Below are 22,778 nucleotides of genomic sequence, written 5' to 3' on the forward strand. Positions count from 1 at the left end.
CCAAAGAACTCCCATCCGCTAAGCCCCGAAACGGCCATTCTTCGGGAAGCCAGCCGGCGGCTGCCGCCCCGTCTGCGCCCGGCTCCCGAGCCAGTCCCGGAGGTTGGTCTCCACGCGCATCCGCTCGCCGGACCTCCAGCTCAGCCCGTCGGCGAGGCGGAAAATCCGCACGTCGGCGATGCCGCCGCTGCTGTAGCGCTGCAACTGCACGCCCGTGCCGCGGGCCATCTCGGGCACCTCGGCCAGCGGGAAAACCAGCATTTTGCGGTTCTCACCGACGACCGCGATGTGGTCGCCATTGCCAACCGGCACGGCCAGCGCCAGCTCCTCGCCCGGCTTCACCGCCATCACCTGCTTGCCCGCACGGCGCTCCGACAACAGATCGTCGGCGCCGACGACGAAGCCACGGCCCGGCGTGGAGGCCAGCAGATAGCGCGCCTCCGCCACCCAGGCGAACAGCCCGACCACCTCGTCCTCATTGCCGAACTCGGCCAGCAGCCGGACGGGCTGCCCATCGCCACGGCCGCGCGGAATATCGGCGGCCTTCAGCGTGTAGGCGCGCCCGTTGGTCGCCAGCAGGCAGAGCCGGTCGGTCGTGTCGCAGGCCAAAGTGAGGCGCAGGCCGTCGCCTTCCTTGAACTTCAGCTCGGCGTCGTTCGCGAGCTGACCCTTGATCGCCCTGATCCACCCCTTCTGCGACAGGATCACGGTGATCGCCTCGCGCTCCACCAGAGCGCTTTCGTCGATCGCCACGATCGAGGGCGCGGCGCCGATGGCCGTTCGCCGGTCCCCCAATGCCCCCGAGCCGAAGGTCGCGCGGGTCTTCTCCAGCTCGGCGACGATCTTCTCCCAGCGCAGCTTCTCGCTATCCAGCAGCGTGCGCAGATCCTTGGCCTCCTTCGTGAGCGACTTGTGCTCCTTGCGCAGCTCGATCTCCTCCAGTCGCCGCAGCGAGCGCAGCCGCATGTTGAGGATCGCCTCGGCCTGCACGTCGCTGAGGTCGAAGCGCTTCATGAGCACCGGCTTCGGTTCGTCCTCCTCGCGGATGATCCGGATCACCTCGTCGAGGTTCAGGTAGACGGCGAGATAGCCGTCGAGAATCTCGAGCCGACGCTCGATCGCGGCCAGACGATGCTGCGACCGCCGGACCAGCACCTCCTGCCGATGGGCGAGCCATGCCCGCAGCACATCCCGCAGCGGCATCACCCGAGGCGTGCGGGTCGCATCGAGCACGTTCATGTTGAGCGGAAACCGTGTTTCCAGCGCCGAGGTCCGGAACAGGCTCTCCATCAGCATGGCGGGCTCGACCGTGCGCGCCTTCGGTTCCAGCACCAGCCGGACGCGTTCGGCGCTCTCGTCGCGGATGTCGGCGAGCAGCGGCACCTTCTTGTCTTCAAGCAGCTGGGCGATCTGCTCGATGAGGCGGGACTTCTGCACCTGATAGGGGATTTCGGTGACGACGATGGCCCAGGTGCCGTGGCGGCCCTGCTCCACCGACCAGCGGGCGCGCAGCCGGAAGCCGCCGCGCCCGGTCTCGTAGGACTGCAGGATGGAGGCCGCATCCTCCACCAACTCGCCGCCGGTCGGGAAATCCGGCCCGGGCATGAACTGCAACAGCTCTTGGGTGGTCGCCTCCGGCTTGCGGATGAGCAGCACGGCCGCCGCACAGAGTTCGCCGGCGTTATGAGGCGGGATGGAAGTCGCCATGCCGACCGCGATGCCCGCCGCGCCGTTGGCCAGCAGGTTGGGGAAGTTGCCCGGGAGCACGAGCGGCTCCTGCTCCTCGCCGTCATAGGTGGCGCGGAAGTCGACGGCGTCCTGATCGATGCCCTCCAGCAGGGCCTGGGCGACGGCGGTGAGGCGCGCCTCGGTGTAGCGCATGGCCGCCGGGTTATCGCCGTCGATGTTGCCGAAGTTGCCCTGGCCCTCGATCAGCGGGTAGCGGACGGAGAAGTCCTGCGCCAGCCGCACCATCGCCTCGTAGATCGAGGCGTCGCCATGCGGGTGGAACTTGCCCATCACGTCGCCGACGACGCGGGCGCATTTCTTGAACCCCGAGGCCGGGTCCAGCCGCAGCTGGTGCATGGCGTAGATCAGCCGCCGGTGGACCGGCTTCAGCCCGTCGCGCACATCCGGCAGGCTGCGGGACATGATGGTCGACAGGGCATAGGCGAGATAGCGGTCGCTCAGCGCCCCCGAAAGCGGCGTCTCCTCGATATGACCGGCGATGTCGTCAGGCATGAGGCTCTCCAGCGGAGAAAACTAGTCATCCGTCCGCGGCGATCCGGGCGTCCAACAAGTGATAGAGGTGTCGGCGCGCTTCGGGAAGCGGCCGGTTATGATGGCCGAAGGCGTCACGCTCCAGGAAATGCCCGGTCAGCCGCAGCGCGTCCCGCCACGCAAGCAGGTCGCCCGGCATTGCCTCGTCGCGGAGGAAGGCGGGCAGCGGCAGCATACGGCCGCGCCACGTCCCGGCGGCGGCCTCGGTCACTGCCCTGCCGGTTCGCGGCGATACCAGAGCGAGGCCCTCGGTCTCACCGCTGAGGGCGCAGGAGCCGAGGTCGAGCCCGTAGCCGAGGTCGGCGAGCAGCACCATCTCGAACCGCGCAAGCTCTCCGGGCGTCGCCACATTGGCGGCGAGGCGGGGCAGCAGATGGAGGAGCGCGTTGAAGCTCGGGGCCTGCGGCTCACGCTCCGGCAGCGCGCCCACGGTCACCGCGCAAACCGCCCGCAGCAGGGCGAGCGACATCGCATCCTGCATGGCGCCGGGCGCGATCGCCTGGATCATCTCGCCTGTGAGGCTGCCCAGCTGATCCGGCAGGCGGCCGACCCATCGCAGGGAGACAAGGTTGCCGACCTGCCAAAGCGCCACGCGGGCGCGGGATGCGCCGCCACGGGCGAGGCCCCGGTGGACGCCCTGGGCCGCGGTGAACGCCGCGACGATGAGGTCCGCGTCGCCGTACGGGCGGGCGTCCAGCACGATGCCAGGCGCTTCCCACTCCATCGGATTGCTACAGGTGTTCGCGGAGGCGCGGCATGAGTTCGACGAGGTTGCAGGGCCGATGCCGGCTGTCGAGCTGCGTCACAAGGATATCGTCCCAGCCATCGCGCACCGCGCCGGTGCTGCCCGGAAGCGCGAAAAGATAGGTGCCCATGGCGACGCCGCCGAGGGCCCGCGACTGGATGGTGGAGGAGCCGATCTTGGCGTAGCTGAGCATCCGGAACAGCTCGCCGAAGCCGGAGATCTCCTTCTCCAGCACGCGGCCGAAGGCTTCCGGGGTCACGTCGCGTCCGGTCACCCCGGTGCCGCCCGTGCTGATCACCACGTCGATCTCCGGATCGGCGATCCAGTCGCGGAGAACCGCCTCGATGGCATCGGCATCGTCCCGCTCGATCCGGCGGCCGGCCAGGCGATGACCGGCGGCCTCGATGCGCGCCACCAGGGTATCGCCCGAACGGTCATCCGCGAGGCTGCGCGTATCCGAAACGGTGAGCACCGCGATATTGACGGGTAGAAAAGGAAGATTGGAGTCCATGTTCGCAATCCTAATGGATCGTCGCCGAACTCGCGATAGCTGTTTTGCTCGCACCCGTCAGGCGAGGAAACTGCCCTTCAGCAAGTGCATCAAGACTTGGTATCGGCAGATTGAGTTGCCGTGCGTAAGCCCAACTGTAGCGCAATACGCAGAACACGAAACGACGTGTCTGATCATTCGGTATCATCTCGATATAAAGCAGCGGGTCATCCTCAGCCACTTGGGCGTTGTTCCATCCCGCAGCCTCATTAGGCCCGGCGTTGTAGCTCGCCAGGATACGCAAAAGATCACCATCTATCGATGATTGTTCCGACAAGTAATTGAGATAGCGCTGACCCATTTCGATATTGTATTGAGGATCGGAGAGCGTCCCAGGTCTTCGTTTTCCGCGACGTTGATCCATGAATGCAGCTGTCGACGGCATCAGCTGCAGAAGGCCCTGTGCTCCGACGGCGGATACCGCATGTGGATCGAAATTCGATTCCACCCGCACCAGCGCATAAAGAAGCGAAGCATCCACATGGAGCCCATGCGGCGTCGCGAGCGACATCGGAGGTATCACAACTGCATCGGCTGACGATCGTGATGGATCAAGTCCCGCAATCTGATTGGCGAGCGTTGCCATCCCGGCTTGCCACGCGACCAGCATCACGGCTCGACGCATCGCCGCATCATGGGCGATGGCCGGGTAAAGATAACGCAACTCCTGTTCCGCCAGATGATTCTGACCCACTTGCAGCAGCGCGAAAGCACGTTCGCCATGCGGATAGGAAGCCACCGCGTCGAGATCGGCGAGGCCCAGCGTCTGATTGGCGAATGACGGGTCGATCCCATCCTGCCCAAGCATTCGTTGCGCGAGAACGGTGTAGAAGCCTGAGCCGGTCGAGGCCGCGCGGCGCATCCAGGACAGGTAGTCCATGTCCTGGCCACCACGCAGCGCACTCCGCGCCGCCCAGAAAGCGGCGGCGGCCGCGAGATCGTGCGAAGCACGAGGCGCCGACGCCGCTGTCGCGAAGAGGTGCGTCGCGGACGGGTCACCAGCCCGCCACGCGGCAAGGCCGGCGACAAAGGCCGGGAGCCCTAGCGCGCCATGGCTTTGCTTCATTGCGATGCGAGCCAACCGCGCGGCGTAGCCGTTCTTGCCAAGTGCGAACGCCGTCCGGGCGACCTCCGCGCGAAGCGTGGCGCCAAAAAGCGGGTCGATCCTTGCAGCCGCGATCACGTTGACTGCGGTGTCGAGCCGGCCAGCTTCGCTCAAGGCAAGAACCTGAGCATCGAGTGCGGGCTGACGCGCGATGCCGGTATCGGCTGGCCTGAGATCGAGGTCGGCGCTCTGACCAGGCACCGGCGGCGCCAGGTACGGGAGAACGGACGGCCTGCTGTTTGCGAAATTCCGCTTCTGCATCCGGCGGCCGAGCAGGGCCTGGACAGCTTTGGCCTGGGGCTGATCGCCAAACTGCTTCAGCCACTCAATCAACTCGGGTGCGGTTGGCTTGCCGTGCGGGCCGAGGTAGCGGTCGGCGAGGATGGCGCCGAGCAGAATCCGGTTGGACAACTGATTAGTTGCCTGCGCGGCGGCCGACATGTCGCCGCGCGCCTGCAACGTAAAGATCTGACGCACGATGGCGGCGTCGCTCATGTTCAACGGCTGCGGAAACGCGAACGCGTTCCCGCTATCAGGGTCGGCGCGCGGCACTGCGTAAGCCCGCTGGTCGTTTAAGCTGTTCTCCGAAGCGGCCTTTTCCTGGGCGTCTGCGTGAAGGCCGGGAGCGGCCGTTCCAGCAAGAATCGCGGCCCCTGCTATTATTGCTTTGGGGCTGAAAAGACGGGAGAACGAAATGCCGATCCCTCGCATGACGGGACCGCTACAACAGGATCATCCCGCCGCGCAACCCGACCTAAAGTTGCCTCAGCTCCGCATTGCTTAGTCAATGACGCTTTGAGCTTACAAAACAGGGTAATCAGCCTGATGACGATTTGGTGCTGGCAGACGGCTTTTGAACTCGAGGAGGTCCGTCCACGCTTCTCGTTTGGCAAGCGGCGTGCGCAGCAGATAGGCTGGATGATAGGTGGGCAGGGCAGGCACGGGCTGCTCAAGCCCCGGCACGGCGAGGCTCTGCCATTGGCCGCGTAGGCGGCGGATCCCTTGCGAGTTTCCAGTGATCGCGCGTGCGGCGGTGGCGCCCAGAAGCAGCAGGACCTCAGGCGCCACGAGGGCGATGTGCCGCAGCAGGAAGGGCAGGCAGACGGCGATCTCGGCCTCCGACGGTGCTCGGTTTCCGGGCGGCCGCCAGGGCAGGATGTTGGTGATCAGCACCTGTGTGCGGTCGAGCCCGATGCTCCCCAGCATGCGGTCGAGCAACTGGCCGGAGGCGCCGACGAAGGGCAGGCCGGCCCGATCCTCCTCCGCGCCCGGGGCTTCCCCCACCAGCATGATGCGGGCGGCGGGGTTGCCGTCGGAGAAGACGAGGTTGGTCGCGGTGTCGCGCAGCGCGCAGCCCTCGAAACCGGCGATTGCGGCCCGCAGCTCGGCGAGGGTCGTGCAGGCGGCCGCGAGCGCCGCCGCTTGTGTCGCGGCAGGGCGGGCAACGCCGCGTAACGCCCCGGCCACGATCGGGACTGCAGGAGAGACGAGGGCCGAACTTCCGCGCAGCCGGCCTCTCGACGGCTCGGGCGCGCCAGACTGATCCACGGACGGCAACGCGGCGTAGAGCGCCTCCCGCGGCGCGACGGCAAGACGACTCGGGAACCGGTCGACAGGCTCCTCGGTCAGCCCCTCGTCGGCGCCCCAGTCCCGCTGCAACGCGAGGAGCGCGAGCGCCTCCTCGGGCGACAGCCTGGCGGCTCGATCATCGGGCGTCAGTGCGGCCACGCTCGATGTCCAGCATCGTCACGGCGTGCGCGTCGTAGCGGTCGCCCGCCGTGGCGCCGGGGGGTGCGATCTCGTCGAGCCGCGCCAACTCGTGCGGGCTTGGCGTCACCGCAACGGCTCCAAGCGCCTCATCGAGCCGGGCCCGGCGCCGCCTCGTCTGATCCTATCCATGCGGCCCGCTCTCGTTTCACGACAGCCCCATCCTAAAGTGTCGGCGGCAGACGCTCCACCCCCCGCTTGGCGGGATCAGGACACGGCGGTTGCGAAAGCTGTCTCCCCCCGTGGCGCGGTCCGTCCGTGGCTGTTAGCATCCCGGTCATGAGACATGCTCCGATGCTTGGCCGCTGCGTCCTTCTCGCGATGACGACGCTTTCAGCCTGCGCCGCCACGACGCCTCCCGGTCTCGGTTCATCGCGTCTCGGCGGGTCCGGACCCGCATCCGGCGCAAGCGCCTCCGGCAGCTTCCTCGTCGGCCAGTATGCGGCAAGCCGGTTCGACTTTCCGTCCGCGGCGGCCGCCATGCAGGACGCGTTGATCGCCGATCCGCGGGCCGCCTCGGGTCTCGCCGGCGAGACCTTCCTGCTCGAATTGCTGGCGGGCAACGCAGGAACCGCAAGTGCCCTGGCGACCGCGGTGCCCGGTGATCCACTGGCGCAGCTGCTGCTGGCCGGTTCGGCGGCCCGGGGCGGGCATTGGCATGAGGCGCTGCGCCGCTACCAGTCGATCCCGACGCCGGACGGATTGACCGCGGTCATGAAGCCGCTGCTGGTGGCCTGGGCCCTGAAGGGCGCGGGCCAGACCAACGCCGCGCTTTCAGCCCTACAGGTTCAGTCGAATTCACCTGGCCTCCGTACGGTCTTCGCGTTGCACACCGCGCTGATCGCGGACCAGGCGAACCTCGTGCCGACGGCGGCGCAGAATTACGGGATCGTCCAGGGCAGCCTGCAGGCGCCCAACCTTCGCCTGGCGCAGCTGCTCGCCAGCTGGGACGCGCGCACCGGCAACATGGCCGGAGCCGATCAGGTGCTCGATAGTCTGACGCCCGATCTGGCGATGGCGATGACGGTGCCGGCGCTCAAGAAGCGGGTGATGACGGTTCCGGTGCCGAACGCCGTAGACGGCCTGGCCGAGGTCTACGTCAATCTCGCCGCTGCGTTCCAGGACGAGGCCGACAACGGCATGCAGCGGGGCGCGCGCGCGCGCGCGCAGCAGACAGTGCTGATCCTGCTGCAGCTCGCCCTGCAGATGCGGCCGGATCTGACCGAGGCGCGGCTGCTGCTATCGGATGTCATCGATACGGGCCGGAACGCCTCGGTGGCGCTGGCGCCGCTGCAGAGGATCGGCCCCTCGGACCCGCTTTACCCTCTGGCGGCGCTGCGGTCTTCGGTTCTGCTGGCGCGGCTCGGTCAGAAGGAAGAGGCTCGGCAGAAGCTCACGGATCTGGCGGCGGCCTATCCAACGAGCCCGGAGCCCCAGCTGGCGCTCGGAGATCTGCTGCGGGACCAGTCGGACTATCTGGATGCGGCTGCCGCCTACTCGAAGGCGCTTGCACTGTTGCCGCCAAACGATCCTGCCGGCTGGCTGGTCTATTACGACCGTGGGATTGCCTACGACCAGGGCGGAGACTGGGCGAAGGCGCTGCCCGATCTGCAAACCGCGCTGAAGCTCTCGCCGGGGCAGCCCTACGTGCTCAACTACCTCGGCTATAGCTGGGCGGTGAAGCGGCAGCACATCGCACAGGCGAGAACGATGATCGAGCAGGCTTTGCAGGCGGTGCCCAACGACGGCGCGATCGTTGATAGCCTGGGCTTCGTTCTGCTGCAGCAGGGCCAGGCGCAGGCGGCGGTGACGACGCTCACGAAGGCGGTGAACCTCGAGCCCGACGACCCGACGATCAATGCTCATCTGGGGGACGCCTACGCGGCGGCGGGCGACCACCTTCAGGCAGTCTTCCAGTGGCGTCGCGCCTTGCAGCTCGGGGCAGACCCCAGCCTCGCCTCCGCGCTGCTGGCGAAGCTGCAGATCAAGCAGACGGCGGCGGCGCCGGCCGCCAACAACTGATCCCGCGCCAAATGATGCCTGTGCCGAGCGCCGCTTTCGCGCCCGCGAAGGTCAATCTGACCCTCAGGGTGACCGGGCGCCGCGCAGACGGGTATCATCTGCTCGATAGCCTCGTGGTCTTCGCCGATGTCGGCGACCGGCTCACGGTGCGGCAGCCATCGCCGCTGTCGCTGACGGTGACGGGGCCGTTCGGGGGCGGCTTGGCGGGAGAGGAAGACAACCTCGTCCTGCGCGCGGCGCGACGCTTGGCCGACGCCGGCGGCATCGATCCTCAGGGGCGGCTCACGCTCGAAAAGAACCTGCCCGTCGCCTCCGGCATCGGCGGCGGCTCGTCCGACGCTGCGGCGGCGTTGCGGCTGCTCGCGGAGGCCTGGGGCTTATCCCTGCCCCAAGGGGAGATGGACCGGCTGGCCATCTCATTAGGCGCGGATGTGCCGGTGTGCCTGGCGCGTCGGCCGGCGCGGATGGCCGGGATCGGCGAAATCCTCTCGGCAGTGCCGGCGCTGCCCGAAATCGGGCTGGTGCTGGTCAACCCTGGAGTGGCCTGTCCGACCGCGGCGATATTCCGGGCGAGGGCCGAGGCCGGAACAGGCTTCTCTCCCGCCGATGCCGTTCCGGCAGGAGGATGGGAGACGGCGCGGTCGCTCTCCATGGCGCTTGCGGAGATCGGCAACGACCTCGAGGCGCCGGCAATGGCCGTGGCGCCAGTCATCCGGGCAGTGCTGGATGCGATCCGGGCGCAGCCCGAGTGCCTGCTGGCGAGAATGAGCGGTTCGGGCGCCACCTGCTTCGGCCTGTTCCCCAAAGCCTCAGCGGCTGTGCGGGCGGCTCATGGGGTCCGGGGCGACGGCTGGTGGTCCTGGGGCGGAGGTCTTTACGACCCTGCCCCCTCGGCCCTATGAGGGCTCCCGCGGCGCGAGTGGATCGCCGGCTGTTTCCAGGCACGGATGGTGGGGCGTAGCCAAGCGGTAAGGCAGCGGATTTTGATTCCGCCATGCGGAGGTTCGAATCCTCCCGCCCCAGCCAGTGCCATGTGCCGGACGCTCAGTGACAGATCGCCGGGCGAGGGAACCCGCGGCCATCCAGACGATTGCAACTTCCCGTGGTTTATGTTGCACTGTCGAAATTAGTATGGAGCGCCGGCCGCATTGCCCGGCTGCTTGACGCCGCCAGTCGGATGGCACATGTTCCTGTTACGTTCCAGCCCACGCGACGCGAACGAGGAGGTCCAGATGGCGCGCATCAAGAAAGAAGATCATGCGAGGATCTTGCAGCTCGTGGATGTCGAGCGGCGGGCGGTGCGCGAAATCGCGGCCGAGTTCGGCTGCACCCCGGCGGCGATCTACATGCTGCTGACGAAGCTGCGCCGGGAGGCTAGCGCCGCGAATGCCGAACCGGGCGAAACCCAGCCGCCTCTCGCTCTCGGCGAAGAACTCGATGCGGAGGGGGAGGCCGATGCGCCGGTCCTGGCACCGTCGGCTCCGCCCCCGGTTGCCCTGCCGCCGATGGCCGAGCCTCCAACCGCTGCGGGCGCGCCTGCGCCGCAGGATGAGCGCCGGGTCGTGAGCTTCGAACGTGCGACCCCAGTTCCCGCTTCGGCCCCAGCGCCTGCTCAGCCGCGGGAGGACGCGCGGCGTCCGGCATCGGCGGCCGTCGGCGGCAAGCTCGCGAAGCCCGGGATGGGTCTCCTCATGCGCACTCCCGATGGTGAGGAGACGATGACCCCGTTTCGCTCGATCGACGATCTGCTCTCGGCGATCAAGCCGATCCTGCGGGCCGGTGCGCGCAGTCCGGAACCAGTCTGGTTCTCGCTGCAGCCGGTCGATCTTTCGGCGATCGATGTCGATGCCGCCTGACGCTGAACCATCTGACGTGGTCGGGCGCAGTCCAGGGATCGCCGCGTTTCTGGCCGCGTTGGTTCCTTGCCTTGAACAGAGTACGAGCCACTGCCCTGCCGACCGCGCGTTCGTGTCCGGCGTCGTGGCGCTTCTCGCCGATCCTGGCGTTCCCACCTGTCATGAAGCGGGAGCACGCCCGGAGGTGCTTTGCCATCTGAATGCGGCGGTCGCCGGGCTCGAGGATGCCTCGCCAGACCTCTGCCGCCTCGGTGCGGCGTTTGCCGTCATCGCATCCATGGTGCCGTGGTCGAAGCGCCCGCATGTGGGACCGGATGCGGAACGCTTCGCGGCGGGACATGCCAACGCCATCATCATGGGACCACGTGGCGCCGAGGTTCGGGACGACATTGTCCTCGGCGTGAGCCTCATGGCGCCTCATATACGTTATCCCGATCATTCCCATCCGCCGGATGAACTCTATCTCGTGCTCTCGGAAGGCGAATGGCGCCAGGGAGACGGCACCTGGATGCGGCCCGGCATTGGCGGCACGGTCCGAAATCCGCCCGGTGCGGTGCATGCCATGCGGGCCGGAGCGAGGCCTCTCCTTGCAGTTTGGGCTCTCAGGCCCGCTTTTGCCGGCTGATCGCACAAGCGTCTTGCATAGGGGGCTGGTCGTCCGGAAGCTGCTGGACCAAAAGAGGCCGCAGATCGTCCGTCAGACCGGAGCAACGTATCGTGCCTCCCTCATTCTCCACGACATCGCCGGTTGCGGTAGCGACTGCACAAATACTTGAGGCCTACCTGTCCCGTCACAAGCTGTCGCCGGCCGATGCCGCGACCCTTGGTGGAAAGATCGCGGAAACGCTCGCGAGCCTGACGGGCGTTGCCTACTCAAAAAGCGGCACTCAACCTGCACGGACGGAAGAGGCGGCGCCGAAGCGGCAGACTAAACGACGGGAACCTCGTACGGTGGGTGCGGCGGCCGTGGCGGAGACGCCTGCCACGCAGGAGTTCGAGACAGAACCGGATCGCGTGGACGAGCCTGAGCCTGAGCCTGAGCCTGAGCCTGAGCCTGAGCCTGAGCCTGAGCCTGAGCCTGAGCCCGAGCCTGAGCCGCCATCCGAGCCGGTGATCGAGCACGTGGACGACGATCGGGAGCCCGAGACCGACGTGCCGACTGCGCGGCCTCAACACGAGGCGCAGGCCGATACGGTTGGCGATCAGGACGTGCCGCGGAAGCGGAAGAGGCCGTCGCGGCCACGCTCCAGACGCGGGAAGGGGGCAGGTAGTCCCGCCGTTTCCGGCGCCAGCTCCAGCGATGAGGCGTCCGCCGGTGAGGCCTCCCCCAGTGAAGCGGCCGACAACCGGGCGGCCGTGTTACAGCCAGAGAACGATACGGACACTGACACAGATCACGATCCAAATGCAGGGACAGGCGCTGAGCCTAGCGAGGTCCAGAAAGCGACGGGAGATCCCGCGGCCGTACCGAAGGCACGGCGGAACGCGAGCCGGGCCCGTCGCGGCACAGCATCGTAATTATGGTCCTCTGCTACCAGATGAAGATTGTTGCCCGAGCGATGTAACCGGGTCCGACGAGCGCCCGAAGAGTGGGCAACGCGTCGCACTAAGCCCGAGCAGTCACTCAATTGTCGCGCCTGCCTCAACAGGAACGACTTAAGCTTGGTTAAACAGCGGCAGGGGGACATCGGCTGCATGACGTTGAACCGCCGGCACCCTCTGCTCGCTACGCCGGCCCTTCCGCTCGTGGTTCCGGCGCCGCCGTCGTCTGCCGAACTCCCTTTTCGGTTCCAGCATGGCCTGCCCTTCAAGCTGCACATCCCGGCGAAACTCGGCTTTGCGAGTTTGAAGTTGGTGACAACGACCTGCGTGATCGACAAGATGCAGTGCGGGTGTCGGTGGAATCGCGGCTACAATCGGTTCAGCGGGAGTTAAGGATGCAACGAACCTGTGCGGTTGGCGTCATGGCGAAGGCGCCGCAAGCCGGGCGATCCAAAACGCGGCTTTGTCCGCCGCTGACGCCCGAGCAGGCGGCGGCGATGAGCGCCGCCTTCCTGCGCGACACGACGGAGAACATGGCCGCAGCAACCCGGAACGCGCCAATCACCGCCTATGCCGCTTACGCGCCGGTGGGTACGGAGACGCTGCTGCGCGCCTGTCTGGCCGAGGGGACGGAGTTGTTGCTCGCCGATGGCGGCGACATCGAAGCGCCGGGCGTGGCGGGCTTTGGGCGCTGTCTGCTGCATGCGATCCAGGGGATGCTGGCCGCCGGCCACACCGCCGCCTGTGTGCTGAGCGCCGACAGCCCGACCATCCCGACCGCTGTTCTGGTGCAGGCGGCGACGCTCTTGCTCGAGCCGGGAGACCGCGCCGTGCTGGGGCCCGCCGATGACGGCGGCTATTACTTCCTTGGCCTGAAAACGGCCCATGCAGCGATGTTCCGCGATATAGACTGGAGCACCGAGACCGTCGCCGACGCGACGCGGGCGCGGGCAAGGGAGATCGGGCTCGACCTCATCGAGCTGGAGAGCTGGTACGATGTCGACGATGCCGCCTCCCTCGGCGTGCTGCTGCGGGAGACCCGGGGCTATGCGGCGCTTGCGACGCGGGCGGCAATCGCGCGCCTGGAGCTACGGCATCCGCTGGACAAGACAACACTCCTGAGCGCCGCCGAGTGATTCTCGCCTGGGCTCCACTGGCGATCCACGGCGTGATTCTGCTCGCCCTCATGGGCGGTGGTCTGCTGATGCACCAGTCGGGCGCACGCTCGATCGGCGACCCTCTTCATGCCGACCTCTTCGTGGGCATCCTGGGGCTGGCGGTGCTCGTCTATTTCAGCGCCGTGCGCCGCGTTCTGCACAAGGTCCAGCCGCGGCGAGCGGTGTGGCTCGTCCTCGGCGTGGCGGTCATCATGCGCGTGGTCCTCATCACCAACCCGCTGCTCCTGTCGAGCGACATCTACCGCTATGTCTGGGATGGCCGCGTCCAGGCAGCCGGCATCAACCCCTATCGCTACATTCCGGCCGATCCGGCGCTGACGGCGCTGCGGGACCAGACGATCTATCCGAACATCAACCGCCGCACCTATGCGCGCACCATCTATCCGCCGGCGGCGCAGGTGGTGTTTGCGATCGTGGGCCGCATCAGCCAGACCGTCATTGCAATGAAGCTCGCGATGCTGGCTTGCGAGGCGGTGGCCGTGATCTGCTTGCTGCGGCTGCTGGCCATCGCTCGTCTTCCGGCGGAACGCGTGCTCATCTACGCCTGGAACCCGCTCGTGCTGTGGTCCTTCGCGTGCGACGGACATGTCGACGCCATTGCCGTCGGCCTGCTGGCGGTGGCGCTGCTGTGCCGGGCGGAGCGGCGGTTCGGCGCCGCCGGTGCGTTCCTGGCAGGGGCGGTGCTGGCGAAGTTCCTGCCCATCGTGGTGGCACCCGCGTTCCTGCGCGGCGGTGCGTTCTGGCGCCCGGCGCTCGCGGGGCTTGCCGTCATCCTCGTGCTCTATGGGCTCTACATCTCGGTCGGCTCGCATGTGCTGGGCTTCATGGGTGCCTACGATCGGGAAGAGGGGCTCAACGATGGCCGCGGTTTCTGGCTGCTCGCCGGCCTCGCGCATGTGATGCCGTTGCCGGTCGGCGTTTCCGCTATCTACGTCGCCTGTGTCGCGGCCGGGCTGGGGCTGCTGTCGCTCGCCATCCTGCGCCAACGGGCTCAGGGCGTCGTTGCCGATGTCACGCTGCTCTGCCGGGACACGGCAGTCCTGGCGGGCTGTGCCATGGCCGCCCTCAGCCCGCACTACACCTGGTATTTCGCCTGGCTCGCCTTGCCCAGCGTGATCGCGCCAATCCCGGCGGTGATCTGGCTCTCGGCCGCACCCGTGGCCCTCTATCTCGATCCCGACAATTCGCGTTTCCTCTGGCGCTCGATCGTCTACGTGCCCGCGGCAGCGCTCACCCTCGCCAGCCTGTGGAGGCGCCGGCAGCGGCTCCCCCAGGCTCTTGCGACCTCGGAAGGAACCCGCCCGTGAACGTCGTCAATCCGCGTCGCTACTTCGAAGAAATTGCGAGCCAGCGATCCTCCACAGCTGAGGCTGCTCCGGTCTGCCTCTATCTGGAGGTTACCAACCGCTGCAATCTGCTGTGCGAGACATGCCCGCGCACCTTCGAGACGCTGGAACCCCCGGCCGACATGAGCTGGGAGCTGTTCACGAAGATCGTGGACCAGGTGCCCAACGTCGCCCGCGTCGTGCTGCACGGCGTCGGCGAGCCGATGCTGGTCAAGCAACTCCCTCAGATGATCCGCTACCTCAAGGATCGCGGCACCTACGTGCTGTTCAACACCAACGGCACCCTGCTGCAGCCGAAGCGCTTCCAGGAGCTCATCGACACCGGGCTCGACGAGCTGCGCGTCTCGCTCGACGCCGCCGACCGTGAGACCTACCTCAAGGTGCGCGGCAAGGACTACTTCAACCGCATCGTCCGCGACGTGGGCAAGTTCATCGCCTATCAGAAGCTCGTGGGTGCGACCTCGCCGCGCGTCTCGCTGTGGCTCACCGGCCTCAAGGAGACCGTCGATCAGCTGCCTGATTTCGTGCGCCTCTCGGCCTCGATGGGTGTGACGGAGGTGCATCTCCAGCGGCTTGTCTTCGACGAGTCGGGCTATGGCATGGCACGTGCCGAAAGCTCCCTTTTCGAGGTGACCCAGGCGCAGGAGCAGGCGGCGATCGAAGCGGCACAGGCGATCGGCGCCACGCTCGGCGTGACGCTAGACGCTTCGGGGGCGACCGAGCCCGGACTCAGCCTCAAGCGGCAGGAGGACGACACGCCCTGGGCGACCTGTCGGCGGCCTTGGTCGCTGATGTATTTCACCGCCCATGGCCGGGCGTTGCCGTGCTGCATCGCACCCTTCTCGGTGCGCGGCTACAGCAACTACACGTTGGGCGACGCGACGCAGAGCAGCCTGCGCGAAATTTGGAACAGCCCGGCTTATCGCGATTTCCGCACGTCGCTGTTGTCGGAAGCGCCGCCGGCTCCCTGTGCGAACTGTGGGCTGCGATGGAGCCTGTAGCCGTCGTCATCCCGACGCTGAACGAGGCCGGGACGATCGGCGCCGTCATCCGCGAGATCCCGCCCGAGTATGCGGGCGACATCATCGTGGCCGATAGCGGCAGCACCGACGGCACCCAGGCGATCGCCGTCGCGGCGGGTGCGCGGGTGCTCGACACCGGTCGCGGCTATGGCCGCGCCTGCGCCATGGGTGCCGCGGCAGCCGCTCCTGATTGCCGGGTCATCGTCTTCCTGGACGGGGATGGCGCCGATCGTGGCGACCTCATCGCGCGGATCGCGGGGCCGGTGCTGGCGGGCGAGCGGGATTTCGTGATCGCCTCCCGCACCAGGGGCGCGCGCGAGCCGGGATCGATGCTCTGGCATCAGGTGTTGGCAGGGCGGCTCGCGGGGCTCGGCATGGGGACGCTCTACGGCGTCGGTTACAGCGACATGTGCGCCTTCCGGGCGATCGACCGAGCCGCGTTGGCGCGCCTACGGATGCGCGAGATGACCTATGGGTGGAACATCGAGATGCAGATGAAAGCCGCTCGCGCCCGTCTGCGCATCCTCGAAGTGCCGATGCCGTATCGCTGCCGTGCCGCTGGCCAGTCGAAGGTTGCCGGGTCGTTGCGTGGAACGATGCGGGCCAGCACGAAGATTGTCTCGACCTTTCTACGGGTCGCCGCGGCACGCTCGTGAAAGCGAGGATCGTCGTCCGTCGGGAGAGCCCGGAACAGCCGGAGGCGGTGAGGCTGCTGACACTGGCGGATGAGTGGTCGGCGTCGCTCTACCCCGCCGAGAGCCGGCATGGGTTGTCTCTCGCATCTCTTATCGAACATGAGGTGCGCTTCTATCTCGCGAGGAGCGACGGCTTGGCCACGGGGTGCGGCGGCTATAGTCTGCTGCCCGGGCGCGCGGCCGAGATGAAGCGGGTTTTCGGTACGGCATCGGCTCGAGGGCAGGGGATCGGTCGTGCCATTGTCGAAGCGGCGGAGGCCGGCGCCACAGCAGAGCATGTCGCGCGGATATATCTGGAGACGGGTGTGAAGTCGGATGAGGCGGTCCGGCTTTATCGGCGGCTCGGCTATGCTGAGTGCAAGCCGTTCGGCGCCTACGGCTCAGATCCGCTCAGCGTTTTCATGGTCAAGTCGCTCAGTAGCCGTTGACTGACGCTGCGCCGTCACACGATGCCCAGAAATAGCGCCAGCGCCCGGTTAACGCGGCGCAATAGCGCGTCGTCGGCACTGCCGATGGCCTGACCGATCTTCGCCGCAGGGACGACCGTTATTTTGTCGACGGTGAGCTGAGACATCTCGCGCAGGCCGTTCTTTGCTGATGGCGAAACATCCAGCCGAAACTGATCCGCATCCGTCCGGATCGTAGTTGTCAGCGGGCAGATGACGGCGGATGGCAACTCGCAGAAAAGATCGCTTTGGACGATCAGCGCAGGCCGCGGCTTGCCGTAGGTCCCAGGGGCCGCAACGATGACAAAGTCACCGCGCCGCACTACTCCTCGGGCCACTCATAGGCGCTCTCAACGAACTCCATGATTTCATCGCCGCCGGGATCATTGGCCGCGATTGCAAGAGCCTGAATGGCAGATTTCGACGAACTCAGGCGCGCGCGTGTCCGGTACCCAAAGCTGTACCGGCCGCAACCCATCTGCGCGCATGCGCGCCCTGTAGCTCGCCATACGCTCGGTCGGAAGACGAGGGCTCGAGTTCGAGTGGGCCATATGAACCTCTTGAGGATCACATGTTACGCTCGAAGATGATGCCACTCAAGCGTCGAGCTAGATGAACTGCCCGCGCAGGAAGCCCAACGCCGGTAGAGGCCGCCATGTCTTCGGCAGATCGGCCCGCCGCATGGGCTCCACCGAGTAGTTGGGAGGCGGCTGCCGGCTGCTCCGGAGAAACGCGGCGTAAGCGCGCACCTGCTGCTCACGCCACGCCCTGTCCGCCAAGGCGGCATCCCGGCTCGGGAAGATTTCGGCTATACGCCGATTACGACCAACCGAGGCGATCACCGCCCAGAACCGGTCCTCACGCACGCTGGAAAGGCTAACGACACCGTCCATGGGAGAAGTTTGGCGTGGCCGCGCGAATCCCGCAAGGTCAATCCCGGCGGCCAGCCTACCAGGGCGTGGCGGCGCGCCTACTTCAGGTAATCGTTCGTGTAGTAGGATGAAGCCGGCAGCACCTTGGGGATCTGCTTCGTGTTGGCCAAAGCCTGAGCGATCTGCTCCCACTGCGTGTCGGACTGCGTCATGTAGCCGTCCGGGCCCTTGAGCAGCGGCACCGTGATCTTCCACCCGACCGCGTTGTAATCGACCGCCCCCGCACTCGGGTAGAGCTTGATGAGTTCGGCCACGGCCTGCGCCTGATGGGTGGAAGCCCAGACCATCCCCTTCTGGGTGGCGGCAAGAAACGCCTTCACGGCATCCGGATGAGCGGCGCCAAAGCTCTTGGTCGTCGTGAAGTTCCACACCGGGATGTCCGGCCAGCCGGCTGCCGGGCCGAGCGCCATGGTTGGCATCTGCTTCACCGTCGGCAGGATCTCGGCGACGGCGTAGTTGGAGCAGTTGGTGGCGTAATCGATCTTCTTGGTGAGAAGCAACGGGATGTCGTCATCCGTCGCGATGATCTCCTGCACGTCGGCGTCGGTGACGCCGCCCTTCTTCAGGCTGTACGGCAGCATCGCCTTGGTCCAGCTGTCGGTGAAGATGCCGATCTTCTTTCCCTTCAGCGTGGAGAGATCGATCGGCTCGCCGGGCCGGGCGATCAGGCCGCAGTTGTTCGACTGGGAGAAGAAGGCGATCGAGACGACCGGGATGCCCTGGGCGGCCGCGAAGATTTCGTCCGTCACCGGATCGTACCCGATGTCGCCCTGGCCGCTGGCCAGCATGCGGACTGTCGTCGAGTTATCGGGCGGGAAGGACACCGACACGTCGAGCCCGGCATCCTTGTAGAACCCTTGCGCCTGGGCGACCGCCTCGGGGATGAGCTCGAAATCCGCCGTCACCCAGTCGTAGACGAAGCGGACCTTTTGCAGGTCCGCGGCGGCCGCGGGTTTGGCCATGCCGGGGATCGCCAGCATCATCATTCCGGCGGCGGCCGTGGAGGCGAGCAGGCGAGCAATGGACCGGATGGGCTTCATGTCAGACCTTTTGTTGCGCGGTGAGGGCAGGTGCAGCCGGCTTAGACGCGGCCGGGTGATGGATTGCCGGGGTCGGGACCGACCCGCCGAAATAGGCGGGCGCCGTCATCCGGCTGCGCCAGGGCGTGGCGAAATGCTCGGCGACAAGGACGAGCAGGAAGGACCCGATGCCGATGGCCGTCAGCAGCAGCATCGCGCCATAGACGCCGGCGGTGTTCATCTGCGAATTGGCCGTGAGCAGGTAGGTGCCGAGGCCGACGTGGGATGAGGCGGTCCACTCTCCGATGACGGCGCCGGTCACGGCGTAGGAGGCGCCGATCTTCAGCCCGGAAAACAGCGGCCCGATGCAGGCGGGAAGCCGGACGATCATGAAGGTGCGGAGCTGCGTGCCGCCCAGCAGCCGTGCGAGGTTCACCTGATCCTGGTCGACGCTCGCCAGCCCGTCGAGCACGTTCACGACTACGGGAAAGAAGACGATCCAGGCGACGATGATGATCTTGGGCGTGAGACCGAAGCCGAAGATGATGACGAGCGGTGCCGCGATGGCGACGATCGGCACCGCCTGGGAGGTGATGAGCGCCGGATACAGCAGCCGGTGGACGATCCGGATTTGGCCCATGACCACGGCGAGCACGAAGCCGATGACTGCCCCTGCAACGTAGCCGTAGAACGTCTCCGAGATCGTCTGCCAGCTCAGCTGCTTCATCAGGCCGAGGTTGCCGAAGATGACGCCGAGAGCCGCGCCCGGCGTCGGGATGACGTAGCTGGGCAGGCCGGTCACGACCAGCAGCAGCTTCCAGGCGGCGAAGATGAGCGCGATCGCCAGGACCCAGAGGCCGATGTGACGGCCCACGCCATGCCAGGCGGGCGCCTCGCCGCTCATGCCGGCACCGCGAGAGTTGAGTCCGGCACGCCGTGCAATGTCGCCTGACTGTAGAGCATGTCCATGATCTGCCGCTTGATCTCGACGAAGGCGGGGGAGGTGAGGCAGTCCATCGCCCTTGGGCGCGGGATCTCGATGTCAAGGATCCAGCCGATCCGCCCCGGCCGGGGCTGCATGACCACGACGCGGTCGGCGAGGAAGATCGCCTCGTCCACGTCGTGGGTCACGAACAGCACGGTACGGCTAAGCTCGCGCCAGATCTGCAGCAGCCATTGCTGCATGCCGATACGGGTCTGGCTGTCGAGCGCGCCGAAGGGCTCATCCAGCAGCATGAGGTCGCGTCCGGCGGCGATGGTCCGCATCAGCGCCACGCGCTGGCGCATGCCGCCCGAGAGAGCGCGCGGATAGTGGCGCAGGAAGTCGCCTAGGCCGTAATGGGCGGCCAGTTCCGCCGCGTGGATGCGGTCGGCACGGGTGGCGCCCCGGGTGAGCGAGGCGCCGAGCGTGATGTTGCCGAGCACGGTCCGCCACGGCAGCAGCAGGTCCTTCTGCAGCATGTAGCCGACCTCGCCGGGTTTGCCCGCGATGTTCCGTCCGTCGAGCAGGATGCGACCGGAGGTGATTTTCAGCAGACCGGAGACAGCGTTGAACAGCGTGCTCTTGCCGCAGCCGGAGGCGCCGAGGATGCAGACGAATTCGCCGGGCTTGATGTCGAGGGAAACCTGCTCCAACGCCTTGAAGGCGCCGAAGCTCTGGCTGAGGTTCTGGATCGAGAGCTTGGGCGCTGCGTCCATCGATGATTGCAAATCTCTCGTGGTTAAGGCGTACGCTGCCGTGGCCCGGCCCTCGTGGCAAGCGCTGGTCTTCCTTGCAACCGAGGATACGCACGTTTCGTGCCGTCGCCCCGGTATATCGCAGCTAAGAAGCTCTGTCGCTCCGCGCCGGGCGCCTGTATCCTGCGGCTATGACACGTCCTCTCATCATCGCGCCCTCCATCCTCTCGGCGGATTTCGGCCGCTTCGCCGAGGAGACCCGCGCCATCGAGGCCGCGGGCGCCGACTGGCTGCATCTGGACGTGATGGACGGCGCCTTCGTCCCCAATATCAGCTTCGGCCCGGGGGTCATCGCCGCTGTCCGGAAGGTCAGCCAAAGCCCGATCGACACGCATCTGATGATCGAGACGCCCGACCGCTACCTGGAAACCTTTGCCGAGGCGGGTGCGGACCGCATCACCGTCCACGCCGAAGCCTGCCCACATCTGAACCGTAGCCTCATGGCCATCCGCGCCCTGGGCCTCAAGGCGGGCGTCGCCCTCAACCCGGCGACCTCGGAGGAAGCCGTCCGCTACAGCCTCGATGCCGCCGACCTCGTGCTCGTCATGACAGTCAACCCCGGCTTTGGCGGCCAGAGCTTCCTGCCCTTCACCCTGGAGAAGATCACCCGCCTGCGCGCCCTCATCGGCGACCGCCCGGTGGAGATCGAAGTCGATGGCGGCATCACCGCCGAGACCGCCGAACGCGCCGCACGCGCGGGGGCAAACGTGTTCGTCGCCGGCTCGTCCGCCTTCAAGGGCGGTGCCGAGGCCTACCACGCCAATATCGATGCGGTGCGCGCCGGGGCACAGAAGGGCCTCGTCGCCGGCTGAGCGCAAACCGTTCCACCCGCGCCGGATTGTGTTAGCCTCGACGGCGAAACAAAGACGCGGGAGCGCCATGCAATGGACGCGAAACCTCGCCTGACGCGGCCGGCATTCGGCTGCGCCTGCTGCAGCGGCGCGATGAACGGCGGCGGACATAGCCGCCGGGCTGTGCTGCGCTCCGGGTTCGGCGTCATAGCCGCGACCGCTGCCGGCAGCACCGGCGCCCCGCGACCGGCCGCAGCCCAGACCACGCTGTCCCCGGACGCCGCGTTGCAGACGCTGGTCGATGGGAACCGCCGCTTCTACGAACATCGCCTGACCTCCTTCGACGAGGATCTCGCCATCCTCAAGGAGCGCACTGCCGAAAAGCAGGAGCCCTACGCGGGCATCCTCTCCTGTGCCGATTCACGCGTGCCGGTGGAACTCATCTTCGACCAGACGATCGGCCATCTCTTTGTCACCCGGGTCGCCGGAAACACCGCGGGGTCGACGGTCACCGCGAGCCTTGAGTATGGCGCGGCTGTCCTCGGGACGAAGGTGATCCTGGTGCTGGGCCATGCGAACTGCGGAGCGGTCAAGGCCGCCATGTACAACAAGCCCGTCCCCGGCCAGATCAGCCGGCTCTTCGCGGCGCTGCAGCCGGCCGTCACCGAGGCGCATGGCGATCTTACCGAGGCCATCAAGGCCAACGCGCGCATTCAGGCAAGGCTTCTGGCGACGTCCTCCCCGGTGTTGGCGGGGCTCATCAAAAGCGGCAACCTCAAGATCGCGGCCGGCTACTACGCGCTCGACACCGGCATCGTCACGATACTCGGCTGAAAGGGCGGGCCGCCGTCACATCAGAATGCCATCCTTCGGCCTGATCGGCTCGGGCGTTTCGGTGACACCGATCGCCTGCAGCAGATCGATCTCGATTGTCCGCGTGATTGCCGACATCGGCACGTCGTGGACGCCGTTCTCGAACGGGTCTTCCAGATCGCGCCCGACCTCGTCGAGCACGAGGAACATGAAGCCGATGAGGCCGGAGCCGAGCGGCGTCGCGAGGCCAAGGCTGGCAACCGCCCCCAGCGGAAGCACCACGCAGTAGGCGCGGATGAACATGAGGGGCAGGAGGCTGTACTGACGCGGCAACGGCGTGTTCTTGATCCGCTCGAGGCCGCCCTGGGCGGCGGTAATGGCGCCGAGTGTCTGGTCGAGTGCCGCTATGGCGACGGTATCGAGCCCGCCTGCCGACCGCGCGGCAGCCAGCTCCCGCCCAAGCGCCATCTGGATCGCCACAGGCACGTTGGACGCGGTCCGGCAGGCCGCCGCCAGCTCGGGCGGCAGGTAACGCGCCAGCATGGCGTCGCCCGGCTGGCGCAGAAGGTGACAGCGTAGAGCCAGCGCATAGGCGATCTGGCCATGGACGATCCGGCTTTGCAGTGCCTCGTCGTCGCTGAGCGTGACGAGACCCCGAGCCAGGCTGCGGGAGTTATTGACGATTGCGCCCCACAGCGTCCGCGCCTCCCACCACCGGGCGTAGGCTGTGGTGTTCCGGATGCCGACGATGAGCGCGATGGCGCTGCCCAGAAGCGCCAATGGCAGGCTCGGCAGCGACACGAAGCGCCAGTCCAGGCCGCTATAGGCGATCGTCACCACGATGTCGTAGGCGATCAGGACCGATAGGACGGGCAGGTTGGAGCGGACGAGCAGGCCGAGATGCAACCGCTTGTCGACGATCATCGCCGCCC

24 protein-coding genes and 1 tRNA gene are annotated in these 22,778 nt (G+C 67.0%); 12 read left to right on the top strand and 13 right to left on the bottom strand.

From position 1 onward, the window contains the following. Positions 1–18: 18 nt before the first annotated feature. From parC to ACOEQ1_RS03280, 6 genes are all read right to left on the bottom strand, one after another. Positions 19–2,241, bottom strand: a complete 2,223-nt coding sequence (gene parC, locus ACOEQ1_RS03255; protein ID WP_419757789.1) for a DNA topoisomerase IV subunit A — start codon at positions 2,239–2,241, stop codon at positions 19–21. A 25-nt stretch (positions 2,242–2,266) separates the two neighbouring features. Continuing rightward, the gene (recO, locus tag ACOEQ1_RS03260) at positions 2,267–3,004 is read right to left on the bottom strand and encodes a DNA repair protein RecO (RefSeq protein WP_419757790.1); all 738 of its coding nucleotides are present in this window, start codon (positions 3,002–3,004) and stop codon (positions 2,267–2,269) included. Between the two features lie 7 nt (positions 3,005–3,011). After that, on the bottom strand, positions 3,012–3,536 hold the full coding sequence (gene moaB / locus ACOEQ1_RS03265; RefSeq protein WP_419757791.1) for a molybdenum cofactor biosynthesis protein B: 525 nt from the start codon (positions 3,534–3,536) through the stop codon (positions 3,012–3,014). A gap of 10 nt (positions 3,537–3,546) precedes the next feature. Continuing rightward, positions 3,547–5,175 carry a lytic transglycosylase domain-containing protein gene (locus ACOEQ1_RS03270; protein ID WP_419757792.1) on the bottom strand — a complete coding sequence of 543 codons (1,629 nt, stop codon included), beginning with the start codon at positions 5,173–5,175 and terminating at the stop codon, positions 3,547–3,549. A 306-nt stretch (positions 5,176–5,481) separates the two neighbouring features. Then, a complete protein-coding gene (locus tag ACOEQ1_RS03275) occupies positions 5,482–6,408 on the bottom strand; it encodes a uracil-DNA glycosylase (protein ID WP_419757793.1) in 927 nt (308 codons plus the stop codon). Next, positions 6,386–6,517 (bottom strand): hypothetical protein, encoded by a 132-nt coding sequence (locus tag ACOEQ1_RS03280; RefSeq protein ID WP_419757794.1) that lies wholly within the window; start codon positions 6,515–6,517, stop codon positions 6,386–6,388. Before ACOEQ1_RS03280 ends, ACOEQ1_RS03275 begins: the two co-directional genes overlap by 23 nt. Before the next feature lie 209 nt (positions 6,518–6,726). On the opposite strand from ACOEQ1_RS03280, the gene ACOEQ1_RS03285 reads away from it, so the two are divergent. The 10 genes from ACOEQ1_RS03285 (at position 6,727) to ACOEQ1_RS03330 (ending at position 16,536) form a co-directional block, all read left to right on the top strand. After that, complete coding sequence (locus ACOEQ1_RS03285; RefSeq protein WP_419757795.1) at positions 6,727–8,469, top strand: tetratricopeptide repeat protein; 1,743 nt, start codon at positions 6,727–6,729, stop codon at positions 8,467–8,469. Between the two features lie 11 nt (positions 8,470–8,480). Then, positions 8,481–9,371 carry a 4-(cytidine 5'-diphospho)-2-C-methyl-D-erythritol kinase gene (locus ACOEQ1_RS03290; protein ID WP_419757796.1) on the top strand — a complete coding sequence of 297 codons (891 nt, stop codon included), beginning with the start codon at positions 8,481–8,483 and terminating at the stop codon, positions 9,369–9,371. Between the two features lie 49 nt (positions 9,372–9,420). Beyond that, positions 9,421–9,495, top strand: a tRNA-Gln gene (locus ACOEQ1_RS03295). A 206-nt stretch (positions 9,496–9,701) separates the two neighbouring features. Further along, positions 9,702–10,325, top strand: a complete 624-nt coding sequence (locus tag ACOEQ1_RS03300) for a hypothetical protein (RefSeq protein WP_419757797.1) — start codon at positions 9,702–9,704, stop codon at positions 10,323–10,325. A gap of 112 nt (positions 10,326–10,437) precedes the next feature. Beyond that, positions 10,438–10,950 (top strand): dimethylsulfonioproprionate lyase family protein, encoded by a 513-nt coding sequence (locus tag ACOEQ1_RS03305; protein WP_419757798.1) that lies wholly within the window; start codon positions 10,438–10,440, stop codon positions 10,948–10,950. A gap of 1,312 nt (positions 10,951–12,262) precedes the next feature. Further along, positions 12,263–13,003: a TIGR04282 family arsenosugar biosynthesis glycosyltransferase gene (locus tag ACOEQ1_RS03310; protein WP_419757799.1), complete on the top strand. Its 741-nt coding sequence runs from the start codon at positions 12,263–12,265 to the stop codon at positions 13,001–13,003. Beyond that, positions 13,000–14,352: a hypothetical protein gene (locus ACOEQ1_RS03315; protein WP_419757800.1), complete on the top strand. Its 1,353-nt coding sequence runs from the start codon at positions 13,000–13,002 to the stop codon at positions 14,350–14,352. The genes ACOEQ1_RS03310 and ACOEQ1_RS03315 overlap by 4 nt, the downstream gene beginning before the upstream one ends. Further along, positions 14,349–15,392: a radical SAM/SPASM domain-containing protein gene (locus ACOEQ1_RS03320; RefSeq protein ID WP_419757801.1), complete on the top strand. Its 1,044-nt coding sequence runs from the start codon at positions 14,349–14,351 to the stop codon at positions 15,390–15,392. Before ACOEQ1_RS03315 ends, ACOEQ1_RS03320 begins: the two co-directional genes overlap by 4 nt. Then, a complete protein-coding gene (locus tag ACOEQ1_RS03325; protein ID WP_419757802.1) occupies positions 15,380–16,069 on the top strand; it encodes a glycosyltransferase family 2 protein in 690 nt (229 codons plus the stop codon). The genes ACOEQ1_RS03320 and ACOEQ1_RS03325 overlap by 13 nt, the downstream gene beginning before the upstream one ends. Next, positions 16,066–16,536 (top strand): GNAT family N-acetyltransferase, encoded by a 471-nt coding sequence (locus tag ACOEQ1_RS03330; RefSeq protein WP_419757803.1) that lies wholly within the window; start codon positions 16,066–16,068, stop codon positions 16,534–16,536. Before ACOEQ1_RS03325 ends, ACOEQ1_RS03330 begins: the two co-directional genes overlap by 4 nt. Positions 16,537–16,550: 14 nt before the next feature. Here ACOEQ1_RS03330 and ACOEQ1_RS03335 read toward each other — a convergent pair whose 3' ends face one another. The 6 genes from ACOEQ1_RS03335 to ACOEQ1_RS03360 form a co-directional block, all read right to left on the bottom strand. Next, entirely contained in the window at positions 16,551–16,877 is a 327-nt protein-coding gene (locus ACOEQ1_RS03335) for a type II toxin-antitoxin system PemK/MazF family toxin (protein ID WP_419757804.1), read from the bottom strand. Positions 16,878–16,937: 60 nt separating this feature from the next. After that, positions 16,938–17,105: an antitoxin MazE family protein gene (locus ACOEQ1_RS03340; RefSeq protein WP_419757805.1), complete on the bottom strand. Its 168-nt coding sequence runs from the start codon at positions 17,103–17,105 to the stop codon at positions 16,938–16,940. A gap of 57 nt (positions 17,106–17,162) precedes the next feature. Further along, complete coding sequence (locus ACOEQ1_RS03345) at positions 17,163–17,447, bottom strand: hypothetical protein (protein WP_419757806.1); 285 nt, start codon at positions 17,445–17,447, stop codon at positions 17,163–17,165. 77 nt (positions 17,448–17,524) lie between these two features. Beyond that, complete coding sequence (locus ACOEQ1_RS03350; RefSeq protein WP_419757807.1) at positions 17,525–18,526, bottom strand: ABC transporter substrate-binding protein; 1,002 nt, start codon at positions 18,524–18,526, stop codon at positions 17,525–17,527. A gap of 1 nt (position 18,527) precedes the next feature. Next, positions 18,528–19,409, bottom strand: a complete 882-nt coding sequence (locus ACOEQ1_RS03355; protein ID WP_419757808.1) for an ABC transporter permease — start codon at positions 19,407–19,409, stop codon at positions 18,528–18,530. Continuing rightward, on the bottom strand, positions 19,406–20,203 hold the full coding sequence (locus tag ACOEQ1_RS03360) for an ABC transporter ATP-binding protein (protein ID WP_419757809.1): 798 nt from the start codon (positions 20,201–20,203) through the stop codon (positions 19,406–19,408). Before ACOEQ1_RS03360 ends, ACOEQ1_RS03355 begins: the two co-directional genes overlap by 4 nt. 170 nt (positions 20,204–20,373) lie before the next feature. On the opposite strand from ACOEQ1_RS03360, the gene rpe reads away from it, so the two are divergent. Together rpe and ACOEQ1_RS03370 are read left to right on the top strand one after the other, a co-directional pair. Next, positions 20,374–21,054: a ribulose-phosphate 3-epimerase gene (gene rpe, locus ACOEQ1_RS03365; protein ID WP_419757810.1), complete on the top strand. Its 681-nt coding sequence runs from the start codon at positions 20,374–20,376 to the stop codon at positions 21,052–21,054. 72 nt (positions 21,055–21,126) lie between these two features. Beyond that, on the top strand, positions 21,127–21,867 hold the full coding sequence (locus tag ACOEQ1_RS03370) for a carbonic anhydrase (RefSeq protein WP_419757811.1): 741 nt from the start codon (positions 21,127–21,129) through the stop codon (positions 21,865–21,867). A gap of 15 nt (positions 21,868–21,882) precedes the next feature. Here ACOEQ1_RS03370 and ACOEQ1_RS03375 read toward each other — a convergent pair whose 3' ends face one another. Further along, on the bottom strand, positions 21,883–22,770 hold the full coding sequence (locus ACOEQ1_RS03375) for a bestrophin family protein (RefSeq protein WP_419757812.1): 888 nt from the start codon (positions 22,768–22,770) through the stop codon (positions 21,883–21,885). Positions 22,771–22,778: the final 8 nt, after the last annotated feature.

This window comes from Acidisoma sp. (genome assembly GCF_965199065.1).
Taxonomy (GTDB): Bacteria; Pseudomonadota; Alphaproteobacteria; order Acetobacterales; family Acetobacteraceae; genus Acidisoma.